The sequence below is a fragment of the Sphingobacterium sp. UBA1897 genome, from assembly GCF_002337775.1.
Classification (GTDB): Bacteria; Bacteroidota; Bacteroidia; order Sphingobacteriales; family Sphingobacteriaceae; genus Sphingobacterium; species Sphingobacterium siyangense.
The window spans coordinates 119,334-129,743 of sequence record NZ_DDGR01000024.1 but is presented as its reverse complement, the minus strand read 5'-3'; the positions used below and the strand labels follow the sequence as shown (position 1 = coordinate 129,743).

The window sequence follows — 10,410 nt, the reverse complement described above, 5'->3', positions numbered from 1 at the left end:
AAGGAGGCCCGTTTGTTTATATTATCATCTATAAGCTTTTAAACTTATTTCCTTACAATTTCACCATATAGATCGAAATCTTCAGCTCGGTCGATTTTTACCTGAACAAAATCACCAATACGTGCATAAGAATCTGCAGCAAGAATCAAAACTTCATTGTCTACTTCTGGAGAATCGTATTCTGTGCGGCCAATAAAGTAATCGCCGTCTACCCGATCAACCAATACTTTATACGTATTGCCCACTTTGGACTGATTGATGTCATACGAAATACCTTGCTGTACTTCCATGATAGCTTCCACGCGTTCTTCTTTTACTTCCTGTGGCACATTATCCTCCAGCGAATGTGCGTGCGTCTTTTCTTCATGAGAATAGGTAAAACAGCCTAACCTGTCAAAACGGGTCTCTTCAACCCAATCCAACATCTCCTGGAAATCCTGTTCAGTTTCACCTGGATAACCACAAATTAATGTTGTACGCAACGCGATATCTGGAACTTTGTCACGTATTGCGTTGACAAGATCGATCTGTTTCTGTTTTGTTGTACCTCTTCGCATAGACTTCAACATCGGATCAGATATATGTTGCAATGGCATATCCAAGTAATTACAGATATTTGAACGTTCGTTCATGGCGTCCAAAATATCCATTGGGAAACCCGAAGGATAGGCATACTGCAGTCTGATCCATTCGATACCATCAACATCTGACAAATGGCGCATTAAATCAGAAAGATTGCGCTTTCCATAGATATCTAAGCCATAATAGGTCAGGTCTTGTGCAATCAGAATCAATTCTTTCGTGCCGTTCGACGCGAGAAATTTTGCTTCTTTCACAAGATCATCAATAGATTTGGAAACGTGTTTACCACGCATCAAGGGAATTGCACAAAAAGAGCAGGGACGGTTACATCCTTCGGCAATCTTAAAGTAAGAAAAATGCGAGGGTGTTGTCAATAAGCGTTCGCCCAACAATTCATGCCGATAATCAGCACCAATGGATGACAACAGATCCGGCAAATCATTCGTACCGAAAAAGGCATCAACATTGGGGATTTCAGACTGTAGCTCTGGCTTATATCGTTCAGAAAGACAACCTGTAACGATCACTTTATTGATTTTACCCTGATCTTTTAGATCCGAATATTGTAAGATCGCATCAATAGATTCCTGCTTGGCATTATCAATAAAACCGCAGGTATTGATGACGACAATATCATTCGCCTGTATATTGGATGCTTCATGCACGACTTCCATCTGATTGCCCTTTAACTGGCCCATCAGGACTTCACTATCGTGAATATTTTTCGAACAGCCCAAGGTCACCACATTGACACGTGGTTTATTGATCAAAGGCGCTGGTTTCGCGTATTTTGTCTTCATATGATTAGAAGGTAGACTCTATTTGAAAAGGGAGTCCACAAATTCCTTTTTGTTAAACAACTGAAGATCACCTATTTTCTCTCCTACACCAATGTATTTCACCGGGATCTTAAATTGATCAGATATACCAATAACCACCCCACCCTTAGCCGTTCCATCGAGTTTAGTCAATGCTAAGGCATTCACATCCGTTGCCTGCGTAAACTGCGTACATTGCTCAATGGCATTTTGCCCTGTCGATGCATCCAAAACCAACAAGATTTCATGTGGTGCACAAGGAACAACCTTCTGCATCACATTTTTGATCTTCGTGAGCTCATTCATGAGGCCAACCTTATTGTGCAAACGGCCTGCGGTATCAATGATACACACATCTTCACCATTTGCCACTGCCGATTTCACGGTATCATAGGCCACTGAAGCAGGATCCGAGCCCATTGCCTGAGCGACAACACGCACGCCAACACGCTCACCCCATAATTTAAGTTGATCAACAGCAGCTGCCCGAAAGGTATCTGCTGCTCCCAATACAACTTTGCTTCCAGCTTGTTTCAACTGATGAGCCAGCTTGCCAATGGTCGTTGTTTTGCCAACCCCATTAACACCTACAACCATAATAACGTATGGTTTATGATCGCCATAATTGAAATTCTCGAAATCAGCACTATTGTTCTCTGCCAGTAGCGTTTGAATTTCCTCTTTCAGGAGATTGTTCAGTTCAGAAGTAGAAACGTACTTATCGCGGGCAACACGGGCTTGTATGCGATCAATGATTTTTAAGGTAGTTGTAACCCCAACATCAGAAGTAACCAAAACTTCTTCCAGATTATCCAGCACATCGTCATCTACTGTTGACTTACCAACGACAGCTTTTGTAATCTTGGAAAGAAAGCCTTCTTTTGTTTTTTCCAAACCTTTATCTAAGGCCTGTTCTTCTTCTTGTGTTTGTGGTTTTTTCTTAAAAAAATCAAATAATCCCATGGAGTGTAGTAGTGAAAATTGATGTTCAAATATAAACAAATGTCCTCAACAAAAAAAGCCCTTTCGGTAGGATACCAAAACGGCTATTTTTATCGAATTCTTTTTAAAGAAAAACTTTAAAAAAGGAAAATGCTACTAGTTATTTTTGAGCTGCTGCAACTACGTCTTTCACTTTATCGTTGTGAACCATACCTTCTTTGAAAGTATACGCGCCAGTTTTTGCAGATTTAGTAGTAATAATAACCTTTGTAAATTCTTTACCGCCACCTTTTTGTAACGATGCAACTGCTTTCTTTGCCATGGTATATTAATATTTTACTTAGCTTCTCTTTCAAGGGCCAAGATGTGTGACTTACTTAATTTCTTTATGAACAGTAACTTTTCTCAATACTGGGTTGAATTTTTTCAATTCCAAACGCTCAGTTGTGTTCTTTTTGTTTTTAGTAGTGATGTAACGAGACATTCCCGGAAGACCACTTTCTTTGTGTTCAGTACATTCTAAGATAACTTGTACTCTATTTCCTTTTTTAGCCATTGTTTTACTTTATTTTGATCCTATTATAGGATTGAAATTCATGAATAATCTTAATGTAACAGGCGCGACAATCAATTAGATTGACCCTTTAACGATAAATTTATTGATCGCTGCTGTAATCCCGTTCTTGTTGATAGTCTTGATAGCAGAAGTAGATACTTTTAACGTAATCCAACGATCTTCTTCTGGAATGTAAAAACGTTTCGTTTGTAAATTTGGATAGAATTTACGTTTAGTTTTAACGTTTGAGTGAGAAACGTTATTTCCTGTTAACGCCGCTTTGCCTGTTAAATCACAAATTCTTGACATGATATTATTTTTTTGTTGTCTTTATTACAATATGTTAATCCTTTGCACTCTCTGCAAAGAGTTTGCAAATATCTATATTTTTTTTTGGATAAGCAACAAGATAATTGGAATTATTTTTAAAAATAGTTCTACACAGGAATGGTAAGGGCAAAAATAAAGGATTTTATTGTATTATATTTGCTCTGTAAAGAAAAATAGTTTTCAACAATTCACATTTATGAACAAATATCTTCGCAAGGGCTTAAGGGAAATAATCATTGGTGTCGTGCTTGTAATCTTAGGATATTATCTGATGGAACAGCGCTCCAACTGGTATAAACTCGCTATGCTTGTCGGAGTTATTGCATTTAGTATCGGTGTCCTGACTTTAATCTATCGCATGATTCGTAAGGTAGACCGAAATGCCATTATTGAGATGCGTGAAGAATCGCATAAAAAAGATAAAGAAGGAGATGCTGAACAAAACTAGGGGTATAGTCTTAAAAACAACCAACTATTCGGAAAGTAGCCTCGTGGCGCAGCTCTACACCGAACAGTTTGGCATGCAATCCTATCTCATTACTGGTGCAAGGAAGCCTAAAGCAAAAATCAAGGCCAATATCCTTCAACCCTTACATTTATTGGAAATTGTCGCTACACATAAAGATAATGGTTCATTACAGCGGATCTCCGAAGCTCGTCAAGTCCCTGTCCTGCAAGAAATTCCTTATGATATTGTCAAAAGCTCCCTCGCTCTTTTTCTGAATGAAATACTCTATAAAATTCTGAAGGAACAGGAAAACGACCCCTACCTTTTTGAATTCATCCACCAATCTATCCGTTGGCTGGATGAAACGCATTTAAATCTGGCCAATTTTCATCTTGTTTTTTTAATCAAGCTAACCCGTTTTCTCGGGTTTTATCCGGCTGAATCTAAGCAGGCCCACCCCTATTTTAATCTTCATGAAGCGACCTTCTCAAATAGCCTTCCTGAACATCCACTTGTATTACAAGAACCCCACACATCAATTTTTAGAAATTTGATCGAATCCGAATATTCGAATTGCGACCGCATCAAAATGAGCAGTTCTGATCGACAATTCCTACTGGAAAAAGTGCTCGACTTCTATCGTCTCCACCGCACAAATTTTAAAGAAATAAAATCGCTCTATATACTCGAAGAGATCTTTAGATAAATAATTTCAGCTTTCTATTTAAAAGGTTCAACTGGAACCTTTGGATAACAGGAAATAAATATCTCCTCTGAAACGTGAAACACCCTAAACAAAAAACACGGCAATCACAAATTGACAATCAACCACTTGCCAACATAAACTATCCTCCCAGATAAATTCTTGGTACATTTATTGTAACAAAATTGAAATAACATTTGGTTTACTAACATCATTTTCACCTAAAAAACTCTTAAAGATATGGAACTTAAAGAAGCCTTTTTAAAAGTTGTCCGAGACAACTACGCAAATTTTGAGGGGAGAGCCCGCCGAAAAGAATATTGGATGTATATACTTGCGGTTCTTATTATTGGAGCAGTATTCGGAATACTAGGAAAAATTGCGAGCTTATTTACTTATATATCCGGCCTAGTAAGTTTAGCTTTATTTATTCCAGGGATAGCCGTTACGGTCCGAAGACTGCACGACACCAATAAATCAGGGTGGTTCATATTAGTTTTCTTTATTCCGTTTATTGGATGGATTTATCTGTTCTACCTATTGGTTTTGGAAGGCGACAAAGCATCTAATCAATATGGTCCAGACCCCAAGGCTATTGAAAACGGTTCAAATCATCCCTTTAATCAAAGCCAAGATCCTTTTGGTTCTTCTCGTCCACAGGACCCATTCGGAAGTTCGCAACCCTCGAATCCTGCGCCACCTGCACCCGATAAAGATCCCTTTGCTTAAGGCTAACCCATATAAAAAGCCCTTTCACAATCTTGTGGAAGGGCTTTTTGTTTAAATTCTATTTTTGATCTTTCCCGATCAACTAACGAAAATTCACCGCCCCAAGAATTGATAGCGGCGTGACCCTTTAAAGTCTAACTAGAACTAATATCTATTCTTTTTCTTTTGTTGCCCGGGAGCAAAATCACGGGCAGACTGCTCTCCGTAGTATTTTTTAGCCTGACCTGGCGGCATTTTTTTCGGACCTCGGCCATGGCTGTGGCCATGATGAGTGGAATAACATGCCGACATGGAAACCGCTATTACGACAGAAAGAACCAATAATAAAGTGCGTTTCATCTTAATCTCCATATTTTAAACACTTCATTACAATTATCAGTCCAAAATGTTTAACCGACCATAACGACCGCCCCCGCACCTACTCTTTGGAATTTCCAATGCTAAAGGATAATATCAATCCTGGCTCATGAAATACAACTGCATAAAAAAGCCCATGCTGTTCGCATAGGCCTTTTCACAATAAATATATCTTCAATCTAATTAGATAACTCTTACATTTACCGCATTAAGACCTTTACGGCCTTGTTCAACTTCGTAAGATACATTGTCATTCTCACGAACTTTGTCTACTAATCCCGAAACGTGAACAAAAATTTCGCTCTCGCCTGAGTTAGGGATGATGAAACCGAAACCTTTGGTCTCATTAAAGAATTTTACTTTACCTTCTTGCATGGCACTATATTATTAATTTCCCTAAAGGTATAGAAATAAAATCAAAAATCTTAACCTTTTTATTTTTTTTATCCGTTAAACTTTTTCATCAACTTTGGCTCCAATCTTGTAGCAAAGCGATAATAGCAATCGTATTATTATAAAAACTTTAAGACAAAAAACATGAAAAAAATACTTTTAGGACTTGCATTTTTAGGTTTGATGACTCAATTAAACGCTCAACAAATGGTTAATAAAGAATTTGTATCCACGGTAGGCCGTGCCGAAGAGGAAGTAACTCCCGATATCATCTACATCGATGTAACACTGAAAGAGTTTTATGAGAATGGTAACACCAAGAAAAAAGCTGCAATAGACAAATTAGAAAAGGATCTGTTTGATTCGGCAACAAAAGCTGGTGTTAAAAAAGAGGATTTTACCATCCAAAATATCTGGAGTTATAACGTCCCGGACAAAAAGAAAAAAGATACAGATATTCTACTTTCGAGACAATACCGTATCAAGGTAACCAACTTAAATAATCTGGATCAATTACTAGATGGAGTCGACAAAGCTGGTATCCAAAGCACTTATATCAGTGAATATGACTATTCGAAGAAAAAAGAACTGGAAAAAAGTTTAAAAACCAAAGCAGTATTGGATGCCAAAGCTAATGCACAGATTCTAGCAGAAGCAGCAGGTCAAAAAATTGGCAAAGCTATCGTATTATCTGAAACACCGCAACAAATTATATTTGGCGTTCAACCGATGATGCGTAACGCCATGTATAAAGGCGCCATGGCCGAAGCTGCAGATAGTGCTGCTGGCAATGGGCTTGATTTAAATATCAGACCGATGAAAGTAACGAGTGAGATCAGCGCTTCGTTCGAGTTATTGTAATCATGCATAGAGAAAAAACTCCAGCAGATAAATTAAAACAAATTGACCAAGATTTCGGTTGGATCGACCGAATATCTTGGTTAATGGATAATCAGTTTAAAATCGGAGGATTTCGGTTTGGGTTAGATCCGCTGTTAAACCTTATTCCCCTAGGAGGAGCAATAGCGGGTTTTGGAACATCACTAGTCTTAGTCATAGCCATGTGGCGTAATGGCGCCAGCCCCAAGCTCGTCATACGCATGCTCCTCAATATTTCCCTGGATGCAATTCTTGGGAGCATTCCTTTCCTCGGAAACCTGCTCGATTTTTTTAGCAAAGCCAACGAAAAGAATATCAAATTACTGAGACAACATTATTATGAAGGAAAACATACGGGTTCAGGTATCGGAATCGTCATCAGTATCCTGATTGTCTTTTTCCTCCTCATCGCTGTTACATTGTATCTTATCTGGACATTATTCTCCTGGGCTTTTTCGCTGTTGAATGGTATCTAAAGCCAACAATTCCTGTCATTCTCTCGCTAAAATGGAATCCTTGGTATTTCTGGGAAAACAATGACCTATATCTAATATCTATTTAATAATTTTGATGTCGATAGTCATCCCGTTATGACATTCAAAACTTAATCTCGAATTTAAAATGAGTAAAAAAAGAATATTTGCACTGATTTTGATCGTCGTCATGCTGGCTGCAATTTTGACTAACCCCAGCAAAGAGGAACATGAAAAAATTGTCCGTGCGAAAGCCGAACAATTATTAAAAAATCAGCTTCATGCCAAAGATAAAGAGTTTTTTGGCTTGGGAATGCAGCTCTTCGGAAATGACATTGTCGATAAATTTATCCAAAGTTCCGTTGTGGTAGACAACTACTATTTGTTTTCCTTGACAAAAATAAAATGGCAGGACACCGAACAGATCATAGGCGGAGGAGCTTTTAAACACATCTGGCTGAGCCCAAAAATTGATGAAAAAGCAGACGAAATTATTGCTGCATTGAAAAAGATCTAATATGCCTTTAGAAATACTTTACGAAGACGAATCTATCGTTGCAATCAATAAACCGCATGGACTATTGGTACACCGATCTTCTATCGCACGCGATGCTTCAGAGTTTGCGCTACAGCTCCTTCGGGACCAATTAGGAAAAACAGTTTATCCTGCACATCGTTTAGACCGGAAGACCGGAGGCATACTGCTATTTTCATTAAATAAGGAGACCGACCAATATTTACAAAAAAGTTTTCAGGAGCGTAAGGTCGACAAAAAATACCTCGCCGTCCTCAGAGGTTTCGCGCCAGCAGAAGGTCTGATTGATTATCCTTTAAAAAGGGACGATGGTACGGTTCAGGAAGCGCAAACATCTTTTCGTTTACTTGCTCAAAGCGAGCTGGTCGTTCCCTTCGGGAAATTTCCGACGTCACGATACAGTCTCGTCGAAGCCAATCCAATTACAGGTCGTATGCATCAGTTACGCCGCCATTTCGCTCATATCTTCCATCCAATTATCGGCGATCGCCCGCACGGATGCAACAAACAAAACAAGTTCTGGAAAGAAACGTACCAAATGGATACCATGCTATTGCATGCCTCGGAGCTGACCTTTAAACATCCTTTATCGGGCGAAGACGTTCATATCAAAGCGCTCCTACAACCCGATTTCATCAGGGTATTGGAAATATTAAACCTCAATGAAGTATGTTAAAATTGATTCTCGAAGCTTTCATAAGCATATCCGGTATCACCGCAGCTTCTGGTATTGTCTATCAGGATAGTCAGATCCATATCGTTTCTGACAATAGCAATTACATCTACAGCTATCATATCGCAGACCAAAAGTTGTCTAAAACCGTACTACTGCGCTCTGATCCGATGGAAAACATGGCTAAAGCAGCTAAAATGGATTTGGAATCGATTACTTTCGATGGAAGCCACTATTACCTTTACGGCTCTGGTTCTACCCCAAACAGAAACAATCGTTTTATTTGGGACGGCAAAACAGTCCTTCAGGAAGACTACAGTAAAATCTATTCTTCCTTAATGGAAAAATTCAGTATTTCCAAAGAAGACTTCAATATTGAAGGCGTTGTTCATTTAAAAGATAAGATCTTATTTTTTAACCGGGGAAATGGTCCTAAAGGCACAAATGCCATTTTAGAGTATCACCCGCTTTCTCCCGGCCTGTCCCGATTTATCCCGATTGAACTACCCAAGCTAAATGGCATCTCGACAGGCTTCTCAGATGCGACCCTGGTTGGAAATGAAATCTATTTTATCGCTACCGCGGAAGACGCAAAATCGACCTATCTGGATGGAGAAATCGGAGGCTCCCTTCTTGGAAAAATACCGTCAGATCTTTCTGGCAAACTCGAGACATTCGAAATTCCTGAAAAGCATAAATTTGAAGGAATCACGTTAAAAGAGAAGACAGCCCAAGGCCTTGTTTTCCTGCTGTGTGAGGATACCGATAGCGAAGATGATCATATGACCATCTATTCGCTCCAGGTAAGCAATTAAATCGATTGTTCTAAAATGGATTCACAGTGAGGAATCACGTATATTTTATTAAATTTGTAGCTGATTAAAACTTAATTTTTATGTTAAAAAATACTGCCCTTTCGGAGACGCACATTGCTTTAGGAGCAAAAATGGTTCCCTTTGCAGGCTTCAACATGCCCGTACAATACACAGGCATCAATGATGAGCACGAAACAGTTCGCACAGGTGTAGGAGTTTTTGATGTAAGCCACATGGGTGAATTCATCCTAAAAGGTGAAAAAGCCTTGGATCTACTTCAAAAAATATCTTCCAATGATGTGTCAAAATTATACGATGGCAAAGTTCAATATGCTTATATCCCCAATGAAACTGGCGGTGTAGTTGATGACTTCCTAACATACCGTATAGACGATAAGACATATTTTTTGGTTGTGAATGCGTCAAATATTGAGAAAGACTGGAACTGGATCTCCAAGTACAATACAGATGGTGTGGAGATGAAGAATATCTCTGATCAAACCTCTTTATTTGCGGTACAGGGTCCTAAGGCTGCTGATGCACTTCAATCGCTTACAGATATCGAATTAGCTCCAATGGAATACTATACCTTTGCAAAAGGTACATTTGCGGGTGTAGAAAATGTATTGGTTTCTGCAACAGGATATACTGGCGCTGGAGGTTTTGAAATATATGTAGCCAATGAAGATGCCCAAAAAGTATGGGATGCTATTTTTGAAGCAGGTAAAGCTTATGGAATCAAACCAATTGGTTTAGGTGCCCGTGATACTTTACGTCTAGAAATGGGTTTCTGCCTGTACGGAAATGATATCGACGATAATACATCCCCCTTAGAAGGCGGTTTGGGCTGGGTAACGAAGTTTACAAAAGACTTTGTGAATTCTGCGGCGCTTAAAGCGGAAAAAGAAGCTGGTCTAAAGAAAAAGCTTGTTGGTTTCGAAATGATTGACAGAGGCATTCCTCGTCATGATTACGAAATCGTTGATGCTGATGGAAATGTAATTGGACGTGTTACTTCGGGAACGCAATCACCAACATTGAAAAAATCAATCGGTTTGGGTTATGTGGATACAGCTTTTTCAAAAGACGGCACCGAGATCTTTATTCTGATCCGCAATCAAAAAATAAAAGCAAAAGTAACAAAACCACCATTTGTGAAGTAATAAAAAAAGCCTGC

16 protein-coding genes are annotated in these 10,410 nt (G+C 38.9%); 9 read left to right on the top strand and 7 right to left on the bottom strand.

Annotation, left to right across the window (positions count from 1 at the left end; translation table 11 throughout):
• Positions 1-44: 44 nt before the first annotated feature.
• From rimO to rpmB, 5 genes are all read right to left on the bottom strand, one after another.
• Entirely contained in the window at positions 45-1,382 is a 1,338-nt protein-coding gene (rimO, locus tag B4N43_RS15875; RefSeq protein WP_075990465.1) for a 30S ribosomal protein S12 methylthiotransferase RimO, read from the bottom strand.
• Positions 1,383-1,400: 18 nt separating this feature from the next.
• Positions 1,401-2,363 (bottom strand): signal recognition particle-docking protein FtsY, encoded by a 963-nt coding sequence (ftsY, locus tag B4N43_RS15870; RefSeq protein ID WP_088159770.1) that lies wholly within the window; start codon positions 2,361-2,363, stop codon positions 1,401-1,403.
• Between the two features lie 139 nt (positions 2,364-2,502).
• On the bottom strand, positions 2,503-2,664 hold the full coding sequence (locus tag B4N43_RS15865) for a DUF4295 domain-containing protein (RefSeq protein WP_070562566.1): 162 nt from the start codon (positions 2,662-2,664) through the stop codon (positions 2,503-2,505).
• Positions 2,665-2,715: 51 nt separating this feature from the next.
• Complete coding sequence (gene rpmG, locus B4N43_RS15860; RefSeq protein ID WP_002998409.1) at positions 2,716-2,898, bottom strand: 50S ribosomal protein L33; 183 nt, start codon at positions 2,896-2,898, stop codon at positions 2,716-2,718.
• Between the two features lie 75 nt (positions 2,899-2,973).
• Positions 2,974-3,207 (bottom strand): 50S ribosomal protein L28, encoded by a 234-nt coding sequence (gene rpmB / locus B4N43_RS15855; protein ID WP_046672597.1) that lies wholly within the window; start codon positions 3,205-3,207, stop codon positions 2,974-2,976.
• 217 nt (positions 3,208-3,424) lie between these two features.
• Here rpmB and B4N43_RS15850 point away from each other — a divergent pair, with 217 nt between their 5' ends.
• The 3 genes from B4N43_RS15850 to B4N43_RS15840 all read left to right on the top strand — a co-directional run bounded on the left by B4N43_RS15850 (position 3,425) and on the right by B4N43_RS15840 (position 5,108).
• Complete coding sequence (locus B4N43_RS15850) at positions 3,425-3,676, top strand: signal peptidase (RefSeq protein WP_120335659.1); 252 nt, start codon at positions 3,425-3,427, stop codon at positions 3,674-3,676.
• Positions 3,660-4,382, top strand: coding sequence for a DNA repair protein RecO (gene recO / locus B4N43_RS15845; RefSeq protein WP_201669830.1), 723 nt, complete (start codon positions 3,660-3,662; stop codon positions 4,380-4,382). The genes B4N43_RS15850 and recO overlap by 17 nt, the downstream gene beginning before the upstream one ends.
• 237 nt (positions 4,383-4,619) lie before the next feature.
• Entirely contained in the window at positions 4,620-5,108 is a 489-nt protein-coding gene (locus B4N43_RS15840; RefSeq protein WP_286735548.1) for a DUF805 domain-containing protein, read from the top strand.
• 144 nt (positions 5,109-5,252) lie between these two features.
• Here B4N43_RS15840 and B4N43_RS15835 read toward each other — a convergent pair whose 3' ends face one another.
• Positions 5,253-5,447, bottom strand: a complete 195-nt coding sequence (locus B4N43_RS15835) for a quinol oxidase subunit 4 (protein WP_088163406.1) — start codon at positions 5,445-5,447, stop codon at positions 5,253-5,255.
• A 201-nt stretch (positions 5,448-5,648) separates the two neighbouring features.
• Positions 5,649-5,840: a cold-shock protein gene (locus B4N43_RS15830; RefSeq protein WP_046672593.1), complete on the bottom strand. Its 192-nt coding sequence runs from the start codon at positions 5,838-5,840 to the stop codon at positions 5,649-5,651.
• Between the two features lie 162 nt (positions 5,841-6,002).
• On the opposite strand from B4N43_RS15830, the gene B4N43_RS15825 reads away from it, so the two are divergent.
• From B4N43_RS15825 to gcvT, 6 genes are all read left to right on the top strand, one after another.
• Entirely contained in the window at positions 6,003-6,719 is a 717-nt protein-coding gene (locus tag B4N43_RS15825) for an SIMPL domain-containing protein (protein ID WP_075990460.1), read from the top strand.
• A 2-nt stretch (positions 6,720-6,721) separates the two neighbouring features.
• Entirely contained in the window at positions 6,722-7,213 is a 492-nt protein-coding gene (locus tag B4N43_RS15820) for a DUF4112 domain-containing protein (RefSeq protein ID WP_075990459.1), read from the top strand.
• Positions 7,214-7,358: 145 nt separating this feature from the next.
• Positions 7,359-7,727: a DUF4359 domain-containing protein gene (locus B4N43_RS15815; protein WP_286735547.1), complete on the top strand. Its 369-nt coding sequence runs from the start codon at positions 7,359-7,361 to the stop codon at positions 7,725-7,727.
• A gap of 1 nt (position 7,728) precedes the next feature.
• Positions 7,729-8,421, top strand: coding sequence for a pseudouridine synthase (locus tag B4N43_RS15810; RefSeq protein ID WP_286735546.1), 693 nt, complete (start codon positions 7,729-7,731; stop codon positions 8,419-8,421).
• Positions 8,415-9,233 carry a DUF6929 family protein gene (locus B4N43_RS15805; RefSeq protein ID WP_145328242.1) on the top strand — a complete coding sequence of 273 codons (819 nt, stop codon included), beginning with the start codon at positions 8,415-8,417 and terminating at the stop codon, positions 9,231-9,233. The genes B4N43_RS15810 and B4N43_RS15805 overlap by 7 nt, the downstream gene beginning before the upstream one ends.
• A gap of 80 nt (positions 9,234-9,313) precedes the next feature.
• Complete coding sequence (gene gcvT / locus B4N43_RS15800) at positions 9,314-10,396, top strand: glycine cleavage system aminomethyltransferase GcvT (protein WP_075990455.1); 1,083 nt, start codon at positions 9,314-9,316, stop codon at positions 10,394-10,396.
• Positions 10,397-10,410 lie beyond the last annotated feature (14 nt).

Coding starts and splice junctions, on each gene's coding strand:
- rimO (WP_075990465.1), bottom strand. CDS start 1,382: ATGAAGACAAAATACGCGAAACCAGCGCCTTTGATCAATAAACCACGT.
- ftsY (WP_088159770.1), bottom strand. CDS start 2,363: ATGGGATTATTTGATTTTTTTAAGAAAAAACCACAAACACAAGAAGAA.
- B4N43_RS15865 (WP_070562566.1), bottom strand. CDS start 2,664: ATGGCAAAGAAAGCAGTTGCATCGTTACAAAAAGGTGGCGGTAAAGAA.
- rpmG (WP_002998409.1), bottom strand. CDS start 2,898: ATGGCTAAAAAAGGAAATAGAGTACAAGTTATCTTAGAATGTACTGAA.
- rpmB (WP_046672597.1), bottom strand. CDS start 3,207: ATGTCAAGAATTTGTGATTTAACAGGCAAAGCGGCGTTAACAGGAAAT.
- B4N43_RS15850 (WP_120335659.1), top strand. CDS start 3,425: ATGAACAAATATCTTCGCAAGGGCTTAAGGGAAATAATCATTGGTGTC.
- recO (WP_201669830.1), top strand. CDS start 3,660: ATGCTGAACAAAACTAGGGGTATAGTCTTAAAAACAACCAACTATTCG.
- B4N43_RS15840 (WP_286735548.1), top strand. CDS start 4,620: ATGGAACTTAAAGAAGCCTTTTTAAAAGTTGTCCGAGACAACTACGCA.
- B4N43_RS15835 (WP_088163406.1), bottom strand. CDS start 5,447: ATGAAACGCACTTTATTATTGGTTCTTTCTGTCGTAATAGCGGTTTCC.
- B4N43_RS15830 (WP_046672593.1), bottom strand. CDS start 5,840: ATGCAAGAAGGTAAAGTAAAATTCTTTAATGAGACCAAAGGTTTCGGT.
- B4N43_RS15825 (WP_075990460.1), top strand. CDS start 6,003: ATGAAAAAAATACTTTTAGGACTTGCATTTTTAGGTTTGATGACTCAA.
- B4N43_RS15820 (WP_075990459.1), top strand. CDS start 6,722: ATGCATAGAGAAAAAACTCCAGCAGATAAATTAAAACAAATTGACCAA.
- B4N43_RS15815 (WP_286735547.1), top strand. CDS start 7,359: ATGAGTAAAAAAAGAATATTTGCACTGATTTTGATCGTCGTCATGCTG.
- B4N43_RS15810 (WP_286735546.1), top strand. CDS start 7,729: ATGCCTTTAGAAATACTTTACGAAGACGAATCTATCGTTGCAATCAAT.
- B4N43_RS15805 (WP_145328242.1), top strand. CDS start 8,415: ATGTTAAAATTGATTCTCGAAGCTTTCATAAGCATATCCGGTATCACC.
- gcvT (WP_075990455.1), top strand. CDS start 9,314: ATGTTAAAAAATACTGCCCTTTCGGAGACGCACATTGCTTTAGGAGCA.